The organism is Verrucomicrobiales bacterium (assembly GCA_016793885.1).
In the GTDB taxonomy this organism is placed as follows: domain Bacteria; phylum Verrucomicrobiota; class Verrucomicrobiia; order Limisphaerales; family UBA11320; genus UBA11320.
The window spans coordinates 1-21551 of sequence record JAEUHE010000091.1; the positions used below are offsets into that span (position 1 = coordinate 1).

The following is a 21551-nucleotide window of genomic DNA, read 5'->3' on the forward strand; positions in this document are numbered from 1 at the left end:
TCTTGAAAAAGCGTGGGCCAAAAACATCGGCGCCAACGCTCCAATCGAACTCACTTTCCGGTGAACAAAAAAACTAAAAACCCTTGCCGGAGTAACTCAGATGTCTGGGCTTTGAGGCGCTATCCCGTTGGGATAGAGGTCTAAGATCATCTGAACTTGTGGGTAATGCTAAGGGCACGACACCGCTTTTCCTTCGCTGACTGCCGCCCCCCCCCGCGTTCACTTCAAGCCTCGATCGTTGGACGAAGGACAGTTAGTTGGTCGCAGCCAAAGCGGAGAGATATTGCCCACGGAACACGCGGACCACACGGATCTGAGGGGGGACGTGAAAGGGCCGGTCCGACTGACGGCCATTTTCTTCAGAATCCCCTCCGGCTTCGTGTGCTCCGCGTGTTCCGGTTAAGCCAAACTCTTCCTGGGAATTAGTCCCGGCCTTCCCTTTCCCTCACTGCGCGGGAGTCACTAACCGGTAGAACCTGACTTGTTCCGTGGTGGAGTCTTCCAGGGTGATGGTCCGGACGCCGGGTTTGGCCGCGATGTCCTGGAGCTTTATCCAGGACGTTCCAGGGAGGGCTGAACGGACCAATAGGGAGTAACTGCGGTCTGACATCGCCTCAAAAACGATCTGGCGTCGCCCGGACTCCAGGCCGATGCGCAAGATCTTTAACGCGCTCGCCGGATTGTTCGGCTCAGTCCCGCTCTGGAACTCCTGAAGGTTGCTGAGCCCGTCGCCATCCGTGTCGAGGTCGGCATCGTTCAGAGTGGGGTTGAGTCCGTAGCGGATCTCCCAATCGTTGAGCATGCCATCTCCATCGGAATCGCTGCTCAAGACGATGAGCGATGCCGGGCTACTGCTGGCCGTTCCGACTGAGTTGCTCACCACCACCACATAGTCCCCGGCGTCGGTGAGCTGGAGATTGTCCAGGATCAGCAGCGGAGCGGTCGCCCCCGTGAGGAAGGAGCCGTCGTGGCGCCATCGATAGCTGAGTGGCTCGGAGCCAACCGCCGCCACTTCCAACCGAACTTGAGCACCGTTGTTGGTGGTGGTGCCGACTGGATGACGGGTTATAAATGGTGCGTAGAGGGATTGTTCGGCACGGAGACCCAGGTCGAAGCTGATGTCCGAGCTGTCCGCCCGTACCTGATGCACCTCCACTGCGAGCAGGTTTCGGCCCTCCTCGAGCAGGTTAGGGTCAAGGTCCTTGCTATAGAACACGGATGTCTCGTCAGCACCTGTGACCGTGATGGCGGCCAGGGTGTCGTAGCGAATCTCGCCCGCTTCCAGCATGCCCGTGCGGAAGACTTCCTGTCCGTTGAGATACACCACCGCCCCATCATCACGCAGGACGGAAACCGAGAGCCTCGAGATGGCAGGCGCATTCGTGACTTGGAACGCGCGTCGAAAATACGTGGTGATGAACCGGTTGGCGGGTTGGCCGCCAAAACCGACTTGAGTTGCTTCGTCTCCATCGCCATAGCCGAGTTGGGCAGGGCCGGACTTCCAGGTCGCCTGATCGTAATCTCGGGTGGTCCAAGCGGAGCCCAAGTCCTGCCCCAGATCGAAATAGCTCCAGACCGCTCCCGTAGAGATGAGGGTCAAGGATCGCTGTTCTCCCTGTGTGACCACCAGATTGATCGGGGAAGAGGTTCGCGAGAGTCCGGCGTTGTCGGTGGCCACCGCCAGCAGGCGATGTCGCCCGGGCGTGGGATTGCTCCACTCGGCCGTGAAAGGGAACGTCTGTGATTCAGCAACGCTTTGGCCGTCGGCGAGGAATCGAACGAGAGCCACCGTTCCATCGCCGTCGGTCGCAGTGGCTTCGAGATCCAATGGGACACCCGCGATGGCTAGAAATCCTTCCGATGGTCTGGTTATGGCGACCGCTGGAGGCTGCCCGATTGTGATGGAAATTGGGGCCGACAGGGTTGAGGCGTTTCTGGTGTCGATGGCTGACGCCACGAGCTGAAACACTCCGGCCGGGGGTGCTGTCCACGTGTATTCGTAGGGAGTGGCGTCGTCCTCGCCCAGCTTGATGCCACTGGCGTAGAACTCGACTCGGGCGACCGAATCATCGAGGTCGGAAGCAGTGGCCCTGAGAACAATATTCGGGGGCTGCGTGAAGACGCTTCCAGCGGTGGGGGCGGTGAGGCTCACGAGGGGCGGATCGTTGATGATGTTGGCCACCCCCGGACTTCGGCCGGTTGCGAACCAGTTGGTGGGATCGTTGGCGTAGGCAGCGGCGGTACGCCGCTGAAGGGAAGCGCCCGTACCGTCGGCCGCCGTGGGCCAGGGGGCGACGTCGTGGTAGTGCACCGCCTCCACGAGGACGGACGGTGTGCCATTGGTGTTCGGCGGATCGGGCTTGCGGAGCTCCAGCCGTTCTCCGGAGTTGTCCAGCTTGCCTTGATAGGGACCTGCGAGGCGGGTAGAAACCGACAGGCCGTAAAAGCTGCGGAACGCATTGGCCGCCGCCACATCGCGCACCGGATCGAAACTGACCACGAGAACGATCTGATTGGGGGCCAGCACTTGGTTCGTTGGGAAGTCGAACTCGACTGCGTTGCGTAGCCGCCAGGTATTCGTGACATGGGCAAGGTCGAACAGCGCCACATTGGTGGCTACAATGCTTTGCAGCTCGATGTATTCGAGCTGCGTGTTGTCGTTTGTTCCGGCATCAACGGGATGATACATGATCTCGCTGATCACGACCGGGCCCACTGTTGGGCCGGAGTTGAGCGCGCCCAGGGTTCGGGAGCGCTGCGCTACGAAATGCTCATCCCCGTCGCTCGTGACATGTCGTCCAAAGCTAACTCCGTTCTGAGCCGCCCCATAATCAAACCCGTGGTAGTAGCCGGTGAGATTTCCACTAACATCCGCGGAGAACAGCCAGACTTCATCCCCCGTCGAGCTGAGTGAAAAGTTGCTGGAAGTGGCTGGGGTCGGATTGAAATCGGTCTCGTCAAAAACCCGATAGCCACCTGCGGCGAGCACTGTGGTGGGAGGAAGGCGGTACTTGCGCGGCTCAAAGAAGTCATCGCTCAGGTACCAACCACCTATGTCCACGGAACTTGGCAACGGGTTGTGGATTTCGATGCTATCGAGGTCCGGCGGATCGGTGTGAGTCAGAGCTTCGTTGACCAGGATGGCGGGAATCTGAAGCGGGGATGGATCGTCAACTCCTGGCGAACCAGAAACTCGTCCGCTCGCCCGCCATTGCGACGGTAAGTCCCAGGCGCGATAATCGGCCGCTTGATCCACCGCCACCAAGGAGAAGCCCAGGCCGTCCGTGATCGGTTCCCAACTGTCCTTATACTCGAAATCCAGAATGACCTCCCCCACGCGATCGTGCAGGCTCAGTCGCTCTCCGTTGTTGTTCAAGTTGCCCAGGTAGGCGCCAGCGATTGGAAGTCCGGTTCCATATCGGCTCGTGAACGCCGCCAGGTTCTTGACTACCAGCGCTCTCTGGCCGGCTCCCAATTGAGTCACGGCGCTCCCGCTGAAAGAGAAGCGGAGTCCGTTGGTAAAATGAATGCCGGTAAGGTCGAGCGGGGCTGTGCCCGTGTTCTTCAGCTCGATGTATTCAAAGTCGTCCGCCGGAGTTTTGCCGGACGGAGGCGGCGCCGGATGATACATGATCTCCGTGATCCTCAGATATTTTTGAGCTTCACTCGGGTTGCCCAAGTAGCGGTTGGTCTTCACCAACTGTCCTGAACGGTTCCAGAGTTCCAGGGTCTCTCCGCGGGCGGAAAGTTGTCCTTCGTAGTTGCCCTGGATGAGCAGCCCTTGCCCACCTCGCGGGGCGGCTGCGCGGGCACGGAAGGCCCGGGCATCCGGCGTCAGGTAGAGGGACCGTCCGGCCGGGATGACCGTGCCTCCCGGGAATTCATGCCGGATGGCTCCGGCCATTCGCCAGCCGGAGAGGTCCATCGCTTCGTTGAGCGGATTCTTGAGTTCGATATACTCCTGGGCCTGCCTGCCGCTGCTGGGATTGAAGTCGAGGGCTCCGAAGTTCGGTGCTGCTCCGGGAGTTTGAGTCGCCGGTATTTCCCCGCCATTCGCCGTGGTGAGAGTTTGCAGCAGGTATCGACGCCTCGGATCGAGATAGCCGGTTTTGATGAGTTGGACGGCGGCGGATAGGTTTTGAACACAGCATGCTGAGGAAGCGCTCCCATCGCCCCAGGTTCCCCATTTAGTGAGGTCCAGCGCCGCCTCGGGCGAAATCAGCGCCGCCAAGTCATCGATCCGGGTCTCGTACCTACGTTGGGCCACGGGGGTCGACACGGGTTGCAGCAGGTCTTCGGCGAGAGAGCGAAGCCGACGGAGATACATCTGCCGGATTTCCGGCGTTCCGAAGATGGCAGTGCCCAGGGTGTTGCCATTGCCGATGAACAGCGGGGTGTCGGGATGCATCTGATCGTCCCAGTAGGTCAGGCAAGGGGAACCGCAGCTCCAAACTCGACCGAAGCTAAGATCCACATCCCACGGCAACATTTGCCATTCACCGGTGATCTCGGTGTCCCGATAGAGGTAATAATTCTTATGACAGCAATCGGTGTTGCCGATCAGAATCATCGCCGCGAGGTAGTTGATGACCTCCGGCACGTTGACGTTATCAAACAGATACTGCGCCCGCGCCGTGCCTGTTAGCTTACAGCCATCGATGAGCGCCTGCAGGTCGGCTGTTCCTTCCTCCTTTCTGGTCTTCTTCTCGCCCGTCGCCGCCTCGAGGCTGTTGTACATCTTGTAGAGGGCTCCGCGCTCATCCATTCCCAGGCGCTTCAAATAGTTCTCGTCGCCGTTCTCCACGAAATGGGCATCGCCCCAGAAGGCGCCGTTCAACTGAACGCGGACGGGAAAAGCGAAGTGATACGGAGAGCCGGCATCACGGAAGGTTTCGTAGGCAATGATGTTGCGGAGGTGCGCCTTGTCGGGGTAGGTGGTGAGCAGGTTAAAGTCGTCCACCTTCGGCGCCGTGTTGGTCCACTCAAGCGAGTGTCCCGGGTTAAGGTCAAAATCGAAGCTCTTCTTGGGAAATCCACTGCTGGATTGACCGTGCAGATTGACGCCGATGTTGTCCAAAAACTGCCCTGCGAAAAAGACGGAGCAGCGTGTGCCGGTTGGGGTGGTGGGGGCATTGGCATCTGCCACGAACCACTGCAGGACCGGAAGTCGAGTCGTGAAGCGCGGGTCCTGCGCCACGGTTCCCCGATACTGTGGAGAGTTGATCGGGTCTTCGAACGGGGGCTCCCGGCTGGCGTCGCCTCCGGTGTCGGTGGCGGTGATGTAGTAGCGAATCATCTCAGCGGTCCCAAACGCGCTGGCTGGGATGGTTGCGCCATACAGCCCGTCCCCGGCCACCCCGTCTCCGTGAAGTCCGTCGTCGAACATGACGGCATTCGTTTCCGTTCGGTACATGACTCGGTAGAAAAGCCGCGCCGAGCCGACCGGATCCACCGTCCTGAGGATGCGAGCCGTGACCAACAGGGGTTCGTCCTCGCGAGGGATCAATGGGGTGTGGCTGACGTCCTCAATGCGGGGGCCCACATTGAGGGTTCCGGATCCGTTCGCCGCTGCCGGCGTCGGGGTAACAAAGTAGCGTCCGTCAGCTCCGCCGAGCCCAGTTGTCTGGCCGGACAGCACGATGCGTACGAGGAAATCAGCGTCGGAGGCCGAGGCGTTCAGCCCCTGGATCGCGAGCACGTTGTTGCCCGTCCGAAGCAGCCCTAGGTAGGGGGTCAGGTCCAGGAGTTCCGTTCTGCGCACCGACCCATCGTCACGCGATACGGTTGCTGCCGAGTTCCAATCGAGGCTTTCGGGTTCGTTGCGGCTGCCGATGGGTTGGCCGTTGAGGTAGGCCACGAAGCCATCGTCGTAGTTGACCTGCAGCGCCAGGGTAGACAGATCGGCCGCGTTCGCGAGGGTGAACGGGAATCGGAGGTAACAGGAGGCGTTTCGGTTCCGCAGTGCCGCGCCGACGTCCGAAACAAATTCTCCCGTTAAACTTGTGGAGGCGGTCAGCGTGGCATTGAAGAAGGAGCCGTCCGCCCCATCATCGGTCTGGCCTCCGGCTCCCAGCGGAGTGAGCACAAAATCCACCGTCTGTCCGGCCGTTACGGTGATCGCCAGCGTCCGGTTGGCGCCGGCAAAATCGTTTCCCGCGATGCTCACCGCGTCGCGCTGTGAGCCGTTGACGTAGACCTTGCCGGTGACTCCGGTGCCATTTAGATTTTGTTTTGCGACATGCCAGTCTACTTGAAGGGTTCCCGAGAGGGGCGCAAGCCAGCGGCGGACGATCCAGTGCTCGGCCCCGCTGTTGACTCCGTTGGGGTGCCAAACGTCGCGGAAGATCACATCCCACGGGGGATCGCCGTTAGGCCAGTCCCAGGCGTCGCCGGTCCAGAAATTCGCGGCGCCCCACGCGGCATTCGAACGGGGGAACGGAATGAAATCAGCGGCTTGATATCCGGCGACGGTGTCACTGCCGGGAAGATAGTATCCATAGCTCCAACCGCGCTCCCCCTGGACTCCCCCGGTCGACCAGTCGGATTGGCTGTCCGCTATCACGGTGGTGTCATTGCTCACGCGGTAGAGCTTGGCGGTGAAGGTCGTCCCATCGCAGCCGTCGGAATTGGCTGAGCCAGGATCGATCACGAAGTCGATGGGGGCTCCATTGGTCACGGTGACGAGAGTGGTGTAGCCCCTGCTGGCTCCCTGGAGGGATTCGGACCAGGCGGCTTGACCGGATACCAGAATTCGGACGATCACCCCATCGCCACAGGTGCCCGAGTGGGCGATGGTTCCGGTGATCCGGAGAGTTCCGTTGGTAGGACTCACGTAACGGCGGATCACCCAATGCACGTTGTTGGCGTCACCCGAGGGATGCCCACCGGAAGCCGATAACTCGATCCAAGGCGGATTGCCACTCGGCCAGTCCCATAGGGTTCCGGTCCAGTAGTTGGCTGGTCCGAAGGCTCCGGTGGAGCGGGGGAACGGCACGAAATCCTTGGTCGCGGTGTAGATCCCATCGGAATCCGCCTTCTTGTTCCAGTATCCGTAGCTCCAACCATTTTGACCTTGGGTGCCGCTAAACTGGTCCACGGAGCTGGCGAGGAACACGGGAGTGAAGGAGGCCCCTGCGGTGGCTTCGAAACCGACTGCATTGGTGACTCGCGTCCAGCTGGCATCGTTGAAGTCGACCTGCCGCCACGCGTCGCCCAGATTGGCATCCGATGGCACACGGAATCGGCCGACTGTGCCGGTGTCGATGAGTAGGCGGCTGCTGGACTGCTGGGGCAGTCCGTAGGATACGCCGTCGATTTGCTGCGGATAGCTGGGCGAGTAGGCGGTTGCGACCGTGGTGCCGTCGGGTTCGATCAAGGCCAGGTATTGTCCGGCGTTGGAGAGCTTAAAGTTGGTGTGGAGCGGTTCCCCCGGGAACGCCCGGTCCTTCCCCGAGGCGTAGACCAGCACGAATGCTTTGCCCGCGATGTTGGTAGCCGGAAACCTCCATTTAAGCGGTTTGGTGAGGTCATCCGTCAAAGACCATCCGTCCAGATTCACGGAACTGTTCCCAGGATTATGAATCTCGATCCAGTCTGTTTTGTCGTCGTCCTCGTCACGGACCAAACCGTCACTCGCAGCAAAGAATTCGCTGAGCACGAGAGGTGATGCGGCGCGCACGGGATGGAGGTGTAAGCCTAAGAGCCAGAGCAGTCCAAGCGCAACGCGAGCAGGAGTGAAAACGAATAACTTCATGACACCAAGGGACTTTCGGATGTTTATAGAATCACTGAAGCACACAAAGTCACCGCTGGCAACGGTGAGCCTGGTCGTGCGGGAGTTGGGGGGTGATTATTTTCGGGTGAGGCTGCTTACCGATCCAATGCACCTCAAGGCAGTAGCTCACTTGTATGGAGTCCTGCCTAACGGCGGAACTCCTTACAAAAGATCAAGCCTTACCCTTAAGTGATCTCGCCCGAGGTGGGGGACACAACCTGGGTACGTAAAAACGGCCACCGGAAAGGGTGGCCGCGTGGTTGATGAAGTGACTGGAACGGCGAGCGTTAGGCCTTCTTGGCCTTGGCTTTTTCTTTCTTGCGCTTCAAATAGCTCTGCCGACGACGCTTCTTTTCAACCTTATTGCTTTGTTTGCCCATAAGAATCTTTACTTTGCCAATCCGGTTCGGTTGGTTAACGGCTGCAATATGAAGCGACGACGACAGGCATTCAATACCTATTTCCTGGGGCTGTGCATTTGTTGGCTGCCTTTTGTGGGAGAGGCTGCCACCTCCACCAATGAAGTGAAGAAGACCGAGGAGGTCAAAAAGAAGAAATCCAAGAAGAAGGAGATCAGCACCGTCCGGGTGCACCTCGAGGTCCCTCGGGACACTTCGGGCCGGAGTTCGGAGGTTCCCATCTTGCGAGAGAACTCGATGCTCATCAATGTGGAGAAGCAACCTTTCCTGACCGAGGGGTTCCTGGCGGAAGCCAAGGTGATCGACACCCCGGGCGGCAAGGAGATCGAGCTGTATTTCAATACCCTAGGCCAAACTGCCTTGGGGAACTACACCGCCGCGAATCGCGGGCGTCGGCTGGCCATCTTCTGCGAGTTCGAAAAGGAGCGTCGATGGCTCGCTGCTCCCAAGATTACCAAGCTGCTTCCGGACGGAATCCTTCGGTTCACTCCCGATGCCAATGCTGAGGAGATTGAGCGCATCGTCCGGGGGCTTAACACCATCGCTGAGATCAAGAAAAAGAAGGATAAGTTCTAACTGAAGTTCATGAACCTCCAGGGATGGCTTTTGCTTTTGGCGTTGGGCTCGGCGCTTACCTCGGACGGGCAGGCGGTGTTTCGATTGCCCACCGCCAACCAGTTCGTATTCGAGAAGGGCGGCGAGTCGCGCTTCTTCGCTCCGACCGTGGGAAAACCGTGGTCCAGCGGCACCTTTGGGTGCGTGCGCACGGATGGCCATCAACTTCATGAGGGCATCGACATTCTGCGCCTGCAGACCGATCGGCGCGGAGAACCGACCGATGTGGTGATGAGTGTGGCGGATGGAACCGTGGTCTATATCAATACGAAGACCGGCCTCTCCAACTATGGTGCCTACATTGTGGTCCGCCATTCCATCGATGGCTTGAGCATTCACTCGCTCTACGCCCATTTAGGGCGGATCGAGCCGGCGGTTCAGTTGGGAGCGTCGGTGAAGGCGGGGCAACCCATCGCTGTCATGGGCCGCAGCACCAATACCCGATCCGCGATCGGCAAGGACCGGGCGCACCTCCATCTGGAGTTCGATTTTCAGCTCAGCCCTCGTTATGCGGAGTGGCATCGCAAGTTTCGTGCGGGCGAGCGCAACGACCATGGCAATTGGAATGGTCGGAACTTGATTGGGCTGGATCCCTGGAATCTCTACCTGGAGCAACGTCGGCTGGGTGCCAACTTCAGTCTAGTCCGCTGGATCCGAGGACACACGGAGGTTTGCCGCGTCTTTGTTCGGCAAAAGGACTTTCCCTGGCTGCGGGCCAACCCGGCGCTCATTCGACAGAACCCTCGGACCCAGAAAGAAGGGGTGGCGGGCTACGAGCTGGCGCTGAACTTCATGGGGCTGCCGTTCGAGTGCACCCCGCGTGCCGCGTCAGAGATGAAGAGCCTCGCCTCTCCCCAGGTGCTCTACGTGAACGAGGTGGAACAGCAGCAGTATCATTGTCGAACCCTGGTGAAGAAGCGGGGGGCAGGTTGGGAGCTTACCACGACAGGTGCGAACCTGATCAGCCTGCTGACGTTCTGACAAGTCCTCAGGGGCATTCAAACCAGCCCGCGGATGGGTTCGCCGCGAGTGATGGCTTCAACGACGGTTCGCGGCACTCCGGGCATCAGCCGGACCTCGCCGATGTCGAGCAGCGAGTGCATGATCGTCGCGATCAGGTCCGCCATGGTGACCGGATCCGACGCCGGTTCTCCGCCGTCGCGCGAGGATTGTCCAATCACTTGTCCCATCTTCAAACCGCCGCCGTAGATCAGCAGCGGGGCCAAACTGCCCCAGTGGTCGCGTCCGCCGTCCTTGTTGAGGCGCGGCGTGCGTCCCATCTCCCCGCAGCACACGAGCAGAATCCGATCTCTGAGGCCTCGCGACTCCACATCTTCGATGAAGGCGGAGACGGCGTGATCGAACGGGCGTCCCACATAGTCCATCCCCACTGACATCGGGGCGTTGTTCTCGTCGGCATGCATGTCCCAGATGAAGCTGGTGGTGACGGTGACAAAGCCTGCGCCGCGCTCGCACAGGCGCCGGGCGAGCAGCAGCTGACGCCCGAGGGTGGCGGCGTTGGTGGCGTAGTGTTCGATGTTCTTCCACTTCGGGTTAATCCGCGCGCGCGGAAGCAGCGGGGCGGTGTCGTAGCGAGCGATGATCCGCGGGTCTTCCTTACCCAGATCGAAGGCCTGGGACACTCCCTGAAGCAGCACGCTCCAAGCCTGGTCCTGCAGCGTGCCATACTCGGCGATGCTGGCAATGCGCTCGGCCTCGCGTCGCCAAGCATCCAGGGAGGTGAGCAGCGATCGACGGTCGTTCAGCCGTTCCTGGGGCAGGTTGAGCGCCATGTCTTGTTGGAGCCCGGCTCCGGCCCCGGGGACGAAGGGGGCAAACCCGCGTCCCAAGTCGCCGGTGCCCTCGAAGTTGCCGAAATCGGTGACTGCCGCCATCGCTTGGGGGTCGATCGACCGTGGGAAGAGAGCCACATTGGTTGGCATCGCGGTCGAGGGCCTGGTGGTGCCCACGATCCGGGAATAGAGCGAACCTAGATTCGCCTGCAGGCTGTCTCTGCCGACGACCGGCTTGATGTCGTGGTTGGCATCCCCGGTAGCGAAGGAGCGAACGATGCTAAATTTGTGAGCGAGGCGAGCGAGCCGCTCGAACGTGCTGCCAAAGGTAATGCCTGGGATCGAGGTGGGGATCTCGCCGGTGGCGCTCCGTATGTTGGAGGGCGCCTCCATCTTGGGGTCGAAGGTTTCGAACTGGGAAGGTCCTCCGTGCATGAACAAGAAGATCACCGACCGATCTTTCAGGGGCGAGGGACCTGGGCCGCCAGCGGCGGTGCGGAGAGCCAGAAGATCTGAGAGCGCGAGGCCGCCGAGGCCAAGCCCCCCGACCCGTAGAAACTCTCGGCGGCCTAAACCGCGACCCCGGTCTCGTGCCTGCCTATCTGGTTCTTGGAAGGTGAGCATTGGAATCGCCACATTACCCCGACCTCCGCGGATCCGGACAGGAAGGTGGCTAGGCAGTAGTCAACGACGGGCGAGGAGGAAAGTCAAAGTCGAAGCGGTTTTCCTGCTCTAAAACCTGGTCTGAGGCGGAAGAACGTGGTAATCTCTTCCCCTCATAACCCTGAAAACAAGACAAGACGTGTGATGCCTTCCTCTCTAAGGTTCGCGAACTGGGCGGTGCTCCTCGGAGTTCTCTTCTTCGGCTGGCGTTCGCCTGCGGTGATGGCCGACAGCGTGGTGGTTTTTAACGAGATTCAGTATCATCCCGCGACCAACGAATTCGCCGGGGAGTGGGTGGAACTTGAAAACCAGCACACCGTGGATATCGATGTCTCCGGGTGGAGCTTGCAGGGTGGCATCCGCTATCTGTTTCCGGAGGGGACGATCATTCCCGGCCGGGGCTTCTTGGTGGTGGCTGCCTCTCCGGCCGCCGTCCTGACCGCTCACCCGGGCATTCAGGTGCTCGGTCCCTTCGCGGGACGCCTGGGCAATTCGGGTGACCATCTTGAGCTTCGGAACAACAGCGCCCGTTTGATGGACGAGTTGAGCTATGGTGCCACCGATCCGTGGCCCCTGGCGGCGGATGGCACCGGCGCCAGCCTGGCTCGCCAACGCTCGCAAACCGCGACCAGTGACCCCGCCAACTGGACGGCCAGCCGCGAGGTCGGGGGCACGCCGGGCAAAATCAATTTTCAAAAACCCACGGCCTCGGTCAGCCGCCGCGAAATTCTTGGCAGCTCGGTCGTTTGGCGATTCCACGACGGCGGGGTGGATTTGGGGGAGGGTTGGCGGGCGCCGTCCTATGATGACTCGGGTTGGAAATCCGGGACCGGGAGTTTTGGCGTTGGGTATGCCGATCTTCCGGGTGCCTCCCTGACACGACTTCAGCCGAATCGATCGACCTACTATTTCCGGGCTCGGTTTACGGCGGGACCTGATTTTGAGCAGGTTCAGTGGTTGTTGCGCCACTGGCTGGACGATGGGGCGGTGATCTACTTGAACGGCGAGGAGATCCAGCGAATAAACCTCTCCCCCGGACCTGTAAGCTCTAGTTCCGTCGCCAACACCCAGGTTGGGATTGCCGAATGGTCTGAGCCGCTGGGGCTATCGGTGGGTTCCCTCAAGTCCGGTGAAAATGTGCTGGCGGTTGAGCTTCACCAATCGAGACCGGGCGCGTCCTACGCCCAGACAGTCCTGGACAGCGGCCCGGTGGGATATTGGCGTCTGGGCGAGCGAACCACGCGGGCCGTGGACAGCTCGGCGCGCGGCGGGTCGCAGGATGGGACTTACACGCGGATCCTCAGTTCCAATCTGGCGCAGGCGGGGCCGCGTCCCACGAATTCCCTTGCGGGGCGGGCTTACCTTGGTTTTGAGAGCAACAATGCCGCACCGCGCTTTGCAGGCAATGCCGATGGAGGAAACGATGTGATCCTCATTCCAGACTCCGGCGCCTTGAGCTTTGCCGAATCGCGGACGTTCACCCTGGAAGCGTGGGTCCGAGGTGCGAGCGTCCAGGAGGCCGGGGCGGCGATCATCGCCAAGGGCACGGGCGGAGGCGGGGAACAATACGCGGTGGACGTCGTGGATGGAAAATATCGCTTCTTCGTTTGGAACGGAGGAGTGCCGAACGTGCCGTTCGTGGTTTCATCCTCGGTGGGACCGGATGGATCTTGGCAGCATCTATTGGCCGTGTTCGATGGTGCGGCCGGCTTGATGCACCTGTGGGTCAACGGCCGACAAGCCGGGCAAACGGCAGCGCCGAACAGCCTCGTAGGGACCTCTCACGAGGTGAGCATCGGAGCGCGCCAGCTCGCGCAGGGGAATTACGACCTCAACTTCGATGGTTGGATCGACGAAGTGGCGATCTATGACCGGGCGCTGTCCGCGGAGGAGATCGCTGGACATTTTGAGGCGGCCTTCCGTTCTCCCGCCCAGCCGAATGATCTTGCGGAGGATGCGGTGTTTGCGCTGGAGCTCGCGACCCGGCAAGTCACGGAGACATTGCCGCAGTTGGACCTGCGTTGGAACGAAGTGTCGGCGGGGGTATCGCCGGGTAGCACCAACGAGTTTTGGGTCGAGTTGATCAACCCTGGAATCACGGTGGTGGATCTTGCTGCCTACTCTGTGGTGGGCATGGGCGCCAACGGGCGTCGGGAGGTAGCGCTGGGCGGGATCGGGATAGCCCCAGGCGAACATCTTTGGATTAGTCAGGAGACGCTGGGGTTTGCGTTGAGCCCGGGGGACCGGCTGGTCCTGTACGGAGCGGGAGCCACTCAGGTCCTCGATGCGGTAGTCGTGGAGGAACGCGGTCGAGGCCGATCGCCGGAGGGGAGAGGCCCCTGGTTGTATCCAGCGGAGCCAACCCCTGGACAGTCTAACCGGTTCACCTTGCATTCGGAGATCCTGATCCACGAGATCCAATATCATCGGCATCCGATCCCGACTCGCCCAGCCGAGGTCACGAACCTGCTCACTCTTCCCTTTAGCCATGCCTGGCGCTATCACACCCTAGGCCGGGACTTGGGTGACGAGTGGCGAAAGCCGGAGTTCGATGACTCGGCCTGGCCCAGTGCATCGGGCGTCTTTCATGCGCCCAGCAATTTCGCTGCTCCGATCCCCAAAGGAACCCTGGTTCCGCTCGCCTTCGGCACGACCAACCGTCTGATTACCGGCTACTTCCGCACCCAGTTTGAGTTCTCGGGAGATCCGACCGGGCTCGTGATGTCGTTGCTTCCGGTCATCGACGATGGCGCCATCGTGTATTTGAATGGGCAGGAGATCCTGCGGATGAACCTTCCTGCCGGTCCGGTGGCGTACGGCACCTTAGCCAGCTCGGCCGTCGGTCCGTTAGTGCGTCCCGGTCACGAGATCATCGGCGACACCCCTCTGAAGTCCGGGCTGAACACGCTGGCGGTGGAGGTGCATCAGGTGACCACCAACAGCGCGGATTTTGCTTTCGGGTTGGAGGCATCGGTCGCTCGGGTGATCGCTCCGGCGACGGAGTTCACGGAATCGGACGAAGGCTGGGTGGAGATTTACAATCAATCTAGCTCGGCGGTGTCGTTGGCCGGGTGGCGGTTGTCGGGAGGAATCCAGTTTGACTTTCCTTCCGAGGCGATGCTGCCTGCGCACGAGTATGCAGTCATCGCCAAGGATCCAGGGCTCCTGCGGGCATCCCATCCCCAGCTGCGGTTGTATGGCCCCTATGAGGGCCGGTTATCGGCACGTGCTGATCTGCTTGAGCTTCGCGATCCGCTCGACAACCCGGCTGACGCAGTTCGCTATTTCGATTCGGGCCGCTGGCCCGACGCCGCTGATGGAGGTGGCTCCACCTTGGAGCTACGGGATGCGCGATCCGACAATGCTTCAGCCGAGGCCTGGGGTGCCAGCGACGAAACCTCCAAGACTTCGTGGAAGACGTATCGATGGCGAGGCATCGCCCTGCCCGGGCAGCAGGGTGAGCCCGACTTGTGGCGGGAATTCGCCTTGGGGTTGGTGGATGGAGCCGGAGTGGTGGAAGTGGACGACATCAGCGTCATTGAAGCTCCTGGGACCACGGCCAAACAGTTGATCAGCAATGGTCGTTTCGAGGGTGGCTCCGCGGCGCGCTGGCGGTTTCTCGGCAATCACCGCCATTCGATGGTGGTGCCAGACCGCTCGGAACCCGGCAACCATGTGCTTCGGGTGGTGAGTAGCGGGGCGGCGGAGTACCAGGGAAACCAAATCGAGTGCACCTTGACCAACAACCTGCCAATCGTGAATGGGCGAGAATACGAGATTTCCTTTCGGGCACGGTGGCGTTCCGGGGCCCATCTGCTCAACGCGCGGCTGTACTTCAATCGTCTCGCTCGGACGTTCGCGCTGGATCGGCCCGATCGCGTGGGCACACCGGGTGCCCCTAACTCCATCCAGGTCGATAACCTCGGGCCTACCTACGAGGCGCTTCGGCATTACCCGACAGTTCCAGAGAGCTGGCAGCCGGTGACGGTCTCCGTTCAGGCGCGAGATCCGGACGGAATTGCCGGATTGCTCCTTCGCTACCAGGTCGGCAGTGAAGGCTGGAAGGAGGTTGATTTGCCGCCGGAGTCAGGTGATCGCTACCAAGCGTTGATCCCCGGCCAGCGGGCGGGCGCGGTGGTGCAGTTTTATGTCGTCGGCCGCGACCAGCGCGGAGCGCAAACGACTTTCCCGGCTGCCGGGCCGGACTCCCGGGCTCTCTTCACGGTCCGCGACAGCCAGGCCATCTCCAGTCGGCTTCAGCAGTTTCGGGTGATTATGACCCCATCCGATGCCACCTTTCTGCACACTCCCACCAACACCCTTAGCAACGAACTGCTCGGGGCGACCGTGGTCTCCAACGAGGAGGAGAGCTATTACGACGTGGGCGTCCGCCTCAAAGGAAGTTTTGTGGGACGCAATGTGCCGCGGGTAGGATTCCATGTCGGGTTCCCGGCGGAGCAGCCTTTTCGTGGGGTGCACCGGGTGGTGTCGGTCGATCGGTCCCAGCACGCACTGACGGGCGGCGTAGGGGAAATCGTTGCCAAGCACATCGCCACGCGGGCGGGAGGCATTCCCGGCATGTACGATGATATTGAACAGTTTCTTGCGCCGATTCCATCCTACTCGGTGATTGCGGGCATTCGACTGTCAGGCTTCGATAATGATTGGCTGGACAGTCAATACGCGGACGGCGGCGATGGGAGTCAGTTTGAGGTCGAAGTTCATCGATGGAATGTGGCAACCGTTGACGGCAAACCCGAAAGTCCCAAGGCGGTCGGGAACGAGGGTTCCGGTACTGGTTATGCGAATTTCGAGATGGAAGATTTTGGAGATTACGCCGACACCTATCGGTGGAATTACCTCCAGGTGAACAATCGCGAGCGCGATGACTATTCCCGGGTGATCGCGGCGGCGAAGGCCCTGGGGTTAACTGGCCCAGCTTTCGAGGCGCAGGCTCCGCGGGTGTTGGATGTAGATGCCTGGTTGAGAGTGATGGCTTTTCAACAGTTGGTCGGGCCGGCCGACGCCTATTTCACTGGCGGCGCAGTGCACAACTATCGACTGTATGTTCGGCCCGAAGATCAGAAAGTTCTCTATTTCCCCTGGGACTGGGATTCTTCGTTCATGGCATCGGCAGATGCGAGCGTCACCGGCAACGGCAACATCGCGAAGTTGCTCAACAACCCGAATCATCGGCGGGCCTACTTGGAACATTTTCACGATCTCATCACCACCGCTTTCAACCCGACCTACATCGAGCGATGGACCTCTCATTACGGGAGTTTGGCTCAGCAGAACATGGCGGACATTCTGAGCTATATCCGGACGCGTTCGACGACCGTCCTTAACCAGTTGCCTCGCACAAACGCCTTTCGGTTGACACTAAATGGCGGCGTCGGATTTACGACCAATGCTCCCGAGATCGTGCTCACCGGCACGGCTCCGATCACCGTTCGGACCATCGTGATCAACGGGCAGCCTGCCTTGCTCAGTTGGACCTCCCCTTCGGCCTGGCGCGCAGTGGTTGGTCTCACCGCCGGGGAGAATCGGATCGAACTTCAGGCGCTGGATCGACTGGGGATGCCGGTGACCAACACGGTTGCCGGCCTCGCCATCACCATCACGAACACGGGCCCCGGCGTGGTTCGGCCCCTGATCATCAACGAATGGATGGCGGACAATGCAGGGCCTGCGGGTGTCGCGGATCCGGTCGACGGAGCCTTTCAGGATTGGTTTGAGCTTTTTAATCCCAACAGCGTGGCCGTGGACATCTCGGGCTACTATCTGACCGATACGCCGACTGTTCCTAACAAATGGAAAGTTCCCGTTGGCACTGTGGTTCCCGGACGCGGGTATCTGCTGGTTTGGGCGGACAATCAGCCTCAGCAGAATGGGCAGGGCGCTTGGGGTGATCTTCACGCGGGGTTTCAGCTGAGGGGCGATGGAGAGTTCATCGGGCTGGTCGGCCCGGATGGATCCACCTTCCGGGCTTCGATCGACTTTGGGCGGCAGTTAGAAAACGTCAGTCAAGGGCGTGCGGAGGATGATGTGGGGGCTGCTTTGGTCTTTCAGGAGATCCCCACCCCGCGGGGGAGCAATGTCGGTCCTAGGAAACTTCGGATTCAGGGGGCGGAGGTACGGCAGGGGGGAGTTCGGCTGCGTTGGACATCGGAGCCGGGCGAGACTTATCGTTTGGAGGGAACCGCTGACTTGGGGGCATCGGAGTGGCAGCCCGTTGCGATCCTGGTTGGGGCGGGGAATCCGGAACTCGAGTTCTTGGACTCCGATGCCGCGGCGGCATTTCGCTTCTACCGCGTGATCCGAACCGAGTGAGGCGTTCTGGCCAGCGCGAGCGCCATCCTGATTGCATCCTCATCTGTCGGCCTGGCTTAGAGTTCTTCCGAGAACGGTTGCCAACCAGCGGAGGGCTGCTACTTTGGGCCTCAAGCTTGACCTATGAACACCACAATTCTGCACTCGGATGTAAAGAGGTTGGAAATACCGGGACGTGTACGCCTTCAGGAAGGGAACGGAGACCTGCTGAAGGTGGAGATCGACACCGACTTCAGCGAGGCCGAACTGTATCTTCAAGGGGCGCATGTCACGGAGTTCAGGAAGAAGGGGGAGGCGCCGCTCTTGTTCACCAGTCACTTTAGTCGTTTCGAGAAGCAGCAAGCGATCCGTGGTGGTGTTCCGGTCATTTTCCCCTGGTTTGCCGCGCGCGAAGGCGAGCCGTTCCATGGGTTCGCCCGGATCTCCCAGTGGCGTCTCAACGAGGTCACCGCGCTGCCCGCCGGCGGGGTCAGCCTTCGGCTGGCGCTGGGGCCGGTCTCCGCCGCTGCCACCTGGCCCGCATTCACTCTCAATTATGTCGTCACCGTCACTGACAGCCTACGGTTGGAGTTGATCGCCACCAACACCTCGGCAGACCAGCAGTTCACTTTTGAGAACTGCCTGCATACCTATTTTCATGTCGGCGATATTCACTCGGTGCGCGTTCAAGGCCTCAAAGGAGTGACCTATCTGGACAAAGTGGACAATTTTGCGGCTAAAGTAGAGGAGCAGGGGGACATTGCCATCACGGGCGAAACCGACCGAATCTATCAGAACACAACCTCCACGGTCGATATTTTGGACAGCTCCCTCAAACGGCGCATTCGAGTGGAGAAGGCAGGGTCGCAGAGTACTGTGGTGTGGAACCCATGGATTGGAAGAGCTCAGCAGATTCCCGACTTTGGAAACGATGAGTATCTGAAAATGGTCTGTGTGGAGTCGGGAAACGTTGGAAAGAATCGGTTGGTTCTGCCGCCCGGACGTTCCCAGGTGTTGTCGGTTGTCATCAGCAGCGAGCCGTACTAAGCACCCCCCTTTTCTGCCGGTTGTTATGGCGGGCTCCGCTTTGAGATCAAGGCGCCGGGCTTCCGGCCGACCAGTTGTAGATTCTTTGCTTTTCTGCGAACCAAATGCCTGGGCTCGACGTTGAATGACTGAGACCGCTGGGTCGGGATGATGGCCAAACTTCTTCATCCGAAACCACAGGGGCTTTGGTGTGATTCACTCTTTGATCAGTCAGGTCCTAGGTCTGGGAGCTCCCGGAGACGAACTTCTCATGTGGAAGGTTCGAATGCAGGGTGACCCTGAGGCCTTTGCGTCCCTGGTTTCTCGGTGGCAGGGCTCGATCAACCGACTCTGCTGTCGCATGGTAGGCGACACTCACCGGGCGGAGGATCTGACCCAGGAGGCATTTGCCCGGCTTTTCGCTCACCGGGCCCGTTACGAGGCTTCGGCTCGGTTTTCCACCTATCTCTGGCAAATCGCCTTGAATCTATGCCGGGATGAGTTGCGTCGTCGCGGACGGCGGCGCGAAGAATCGGTCGAACCGGAAAAGGTGGAGGACCTCGTGGCGGGAGAGCCGATGGCCTATGCCTCGGCTCTGCCACCGGATGCTCAGCTGAGTGCCAGCGAACAGGCTCAGGAAGTGCGGGTGGCGTTGGAGACTTTGCCGGAACGGTTTCGTGAAGTCTTGGTGCTGCGTCATTACGAGGGGCTCAAGTTTCGCGAGATCGCTGATGTCTTGGATGTCCCGGAGGGGACCGTCAAGTCCCGGATGGCGGAGGCCTTGGACCGGATGGGCAGGCTGCTCGCGCGGCCGTCCACTACCGGTAGCCCTGAGGCCCTAGCACGGGAGGATTTTATTTTATGAAACACCCGGATGATGAACGATGGGTTAGTTGGATCTTTGGCGAAGCAGGGCGTCAAGAGGCGCAGGAGCTGGCGGCCCATCGCGCCATCTGTCCCGATTGCGACCGTCGAATCCGGCTTTGGGAAGGAACCTTGCGGCGGCTCGATCATGAACCGGTTTCAGCCGGTAGGCGGTCGAGGTTCGGGGATTTTTCGGTCTGGCCTGCGGCGCGCTGGGCGGCAGCGGCAGCTGTCTTGCTAGTCGGCCTGCTTACCGGGTGGACCAGTCGGTCCGTATCCTCGGCCGCGGAGGCGGCCCGGCTGAGCCGGGAGCTTCAGGCTGGATGGGCCCAGGAGTTGGACGCGCTGCGTTCGGAGATGAGGGCCGACGCGGCCGCGCAGATCCAGCAGGTCCGAGCCGCGGATTCGGTAGAGTTTTTAGCGGCGCTGAAGGATCTGCAAGCAAGCCACACCGCTCAGATCGCCGCCCTTCGGGAAGACCTGGAGGTTATGGCCTTTAACACCCAGGCCACTTTGCAAGTAGCTGAACAAAAGTTGGTTCAACTCAGCCTGGACCCGCGTCCGGGCGAAATCCTATCACCCTAAACTTCTAACCGACATGACTCGCAAGATGCCTTTACTCGATGGTTGTTCGCGTTCATTCCAGGCTGTCCGCTGGATCCCCTGCTTAGCGTTGGTTGGTCTGGCGCTGGACTCCGGGAGTATGTCGGGTGCTGATGCGGCAGCGTCGGAGGCGCTGCCCGCTCCGACACTCTCGGCGCCCGCGGTTCAGCCTGCCCCCCCCGTTGATCCGGCGCCTCCACCTCCACCTCCACCGCCCCCCCTCAAGCGGCTCAAGCGCCCCGCGCCGGCTGCTGAGGACTCACCTGATTTCCCCGGTCGGGAGGAGCTGGAGGATTTGGAGACGGAGGTTCGCAGCAAGACCGAGCGTGCCATTGCGCGTGCCCGCGACGCCGTGAAGGACGTGGGGAGCAAGCTTCAGCTTCAATTTGAATCCGGCAAGGAGAGGTTGGACCGGGAGCTGAGCGGACTGATGTCACGGCGGGGTGCGGGACCCAGGTCGTTGGTGGTTCCCGGCGCCAGCGTGGATGAGAAGCGTCTGGCGGAATCCGAGGAGGATCTGAACATCATGGGGCGGATCCTTGGTAAGGCCTTGCTCAGGCCGGCTGGAGAGGAGGCTGAGCAGGTGATGGGCATCAGGCTCACCACCTCTCAGGACAGGTCTAGATCCTTGCAGAGCGTGCAGGTCGAAGGGCAGGGAGCGCTGTTTCTATTTCGAGTCTCCTTTCCGCTGATCCCGCCCAGCTCGGGGGGCGTAGAGCCGCCTCGACCGGCTCGCAAGGCGAGCGCTTGGGAAGAAGCGAGGACCGAACTGTATGGCCGTGGGGCTGAGAAAGGCCGCGATGTGCTCATCCTCACCGAGGGTGAATCCATACCTGAGTTTGACGAACAGAAAGTAGCGGCTCTCAAGGCTGAGCTGCTGGAGTCGCTGAGGCAGGCTTCGAACATGAGGCACCTGAACCCCACTGAGACCGTGACGATCTTGGTTCAGGGCCCGGATGCCAACAAAGGCCGACTCGTGACCCGAACTGTGCATGCGGGGCCTGATCCCTTCGCAGCTGACCAACGGGGACCCTCGAAGGGTGCCGGAAAGGCTGAGAAGCCTCAGAAAGTGGTGGAGGATGTGGTTGCCTTCGTCCAGATCTCGCCGGATGCCGCCCTGGCGCGAACGACCTCACTGCTGATTCGAGTTACCAAGGCCGATATCGATGCGTTTGCGGCCGGGACTCTGGATTCGGCAGCGTTCACCAAGCGCGCCACCATCCTGAGCTACTCGAGCGCTAGCGGGGATTCCGACCCCGCCCGTAAGCGGGTGAATTTCTGATCTAGGTCGCGGCTGGAGACTCCACGCCAGCGGAGAAGCCCGACTCCGTCGGGTCCTGAAAAGCGGCAGAGGGCTCTGAGCATTACCCACAAGTTCGGAGGGCTTCCTCCCTATCCCAACGGGATTGCGCCTCAAAGCCCAGGGTTGGGAGGAACGAGCTACCCTGGGGAAAACGCCATAGAATCCACAACCCCATCGTG

Annotated in this window: 9 protein-coding genes; 7 read left to right on the forward strand and 2 right to left on the reverse strand. The window is 60.7% G+C overall.

Annotation, left to right across the window (positions count from 1 at the left end; translation table 11 throughout):
* Positions 1-445: 445 nt before the first annotated feature.
* Positions 446-7753, reverse strand: a complete 7308-nt coding sequence (locus JNN07_10525; protein MBL9168165.1) for a lamin tail domain-containing protein — start codon at positions 7751-7753, stop codon at positions 446-448.
* 449 nt (positions 7754-8202) lie between these two features.
* Here JNN07_10525 and JNN07_10530 point away from each other — a divergent pair, with 449 nt between their 5' ends.
* Complete coding sequence (locus tag JNN07_10530) at positions 8203-8769, forward strand: hypothetical protein (GenBank protein MBL9168166.1); 567 nt, start codon at positions 8203-8205, stop codon at positions 8767-8769.
* Positions 8770-8778: 9 nt separating this feature from the next.
* A complete protein-coding gene (locus JNN07_10535; protein ID MBL9168167.1) occupies positions 8779-9789 on the forward strand; it encodes a M23 family metallopeptidase in 1011 nt (336 codons plus the stop codon).
* Positions 9790-9806: 17 nt separating this feature from the next.
* On the opposite strand, the gene JNN07_10540 is transcribed toward JNN07_10535, so the two are convergent.
* A complete protein-coding gene (locus tag JNN07_10540) occupies positions 9807-11225 on the reverse strand; it encodes a DUF1501 domain-containing protein (protein ID MBL9168168.1) in 1419 nt (472 codons plus the stop codon).
* A gap of 183 nt (positions 11226-11408) precedes the next feature.
* On the opposite strand from JNN07_10540, the gene JNN07_10545 reads away from it, so the two are divergent.
* The 5 genes from JNN07_10545 to JNN07_10565 all read left to right on the forward strand — a co-directional run bounded on the left by JNN07_10545 (position 11409) and on the right by JNN07_10565 (position 21351).
* The gene (locus JNN07_10545) at positions 11409-17597 is read left to right on the forward strand and encodes a lamin tail domain-containing protein (GenBank protein MBL9168169.1); all 6189 of its coding nucleotides are present in this window, start codon (positions 11409-11411) and stop codon (positions 17595-17597) included.
* A 123-nt stretch (positions 17598-17720) separates the two neighbouring features.
* Entirely contained in the window at positions 17721-18623 is a 903-nt protein-coding gene (locus JNN07_10550; GenBank protein ID MBL9168170.1) for a D-hexose-6-phosphate mutarotase, read from the forward strand.
* Between the two features lie 250 nt (positions 18624-18873).
* A complete protein-coding gene (locus JNN07_10555) occupies positions 18874-19467 on the forward strand; it encodes a sigma-70 family RNA polymerase sigma factor (GenBank protein MBL9168171.1) in 594 nt (197 codons plus the stop codon).
* Positions 19464-20051 carry a hypothetical protein gene (locus tag JNN07_10560; GenBank protein ID MBL9168172.1) on the forward strand — a complete coding sequence of 196 codons (588 nt, stop codon included), beginning with the start codon at positions 19464-19466 and terminating at the stop codon, positions 20049-20051. The genes JNN07_10555 and JNN07_10560 overlap by 4 nt, the downstream gene beginning before the upstream one ends.
* 118 nt (positions 20052-20169) lie before the next feature.
* Positions 20170-21351 (forward strand): hypothetical protein, encoded by a 1182-nt coding sequence (locus JNN07_10565; GenBank protein MBL9168173.1) that lies wholly within the window; start codon positions 20170-20172, stop codon positions 21349-21351.
* Positions 21352-21551: the final 200 nt, after the last annotated feature.

What these genes read in the sequence shown, in the direction of transcription:
- JNN07_10525 (MBL9168165.1), bottom strand. Translation starts at nt 7,753, where the DNA reads ATGAAGTTATTCGTTTTCACTCCTGCTCGCGTTGCGCTTGGACTGCTC.
- JNN07_10530 (MBL9168166.1), top strand. Translation starts at nt 8,203, where the DNA reads ATGAAGCGACGACGACAGGCATTCAATACCTATTTCCTGGGGCTGTGC.
- JNN07_10535 (MBL9168167.1), top strand. Translation starts at nt 8,779, where the DNA reads ATGAACCTCCAGGGATGGCTTTTGCTTTTGGCGTTGGGCTCGGCGCTT.
- JNN07_10540 (MBL9168168.1), bottom strand. Translation starts at nt 11,225, where the DNA reads ATGCTCACCTTCCAAGAACCAGATAGGCAGGCACGAGACCGGGGTCGC.
- JNN07_10545 (MBL9168169.1), top strand. Translation starts at nt 11,409, where the DNA reads ATGCCTTCCTCTCTAAGGTTCGCGAACTGGGCGGTGCTCCTCGGAGTT.
- JNN07_10550 (MBL9168170.1), top strand. Translation starts at nt 17,721, where the DNA reads ATGAACACCACAATTCTGCACTCGGATGTAAAGAGGTTGGAAATACCG.
- JNN07_10555 (MBL9168171.1), top strand. Translation starts at nt 18,874, where the DNA reads ATGTGGAAGGTTCGAATGCAGGGTGACCCTGAGGCCTTTGCGTCCCTG.
- JNN07_10560 (MBL9168172.1), top strand. Translation starts at nt 19,464, where the DNA reads ATGAAACACCCGGATGATGAACGATGGGTTAGTTGGATCTTTGGCGAA.
- JNN07_10565 (MBL9168173.1), top strand. Translation starts at nt 20,170, where the DNA reads ATGTCGGGTGCTGATGCGGCAGCGTCGGAGGCGCTGCCCGCTCCGACA.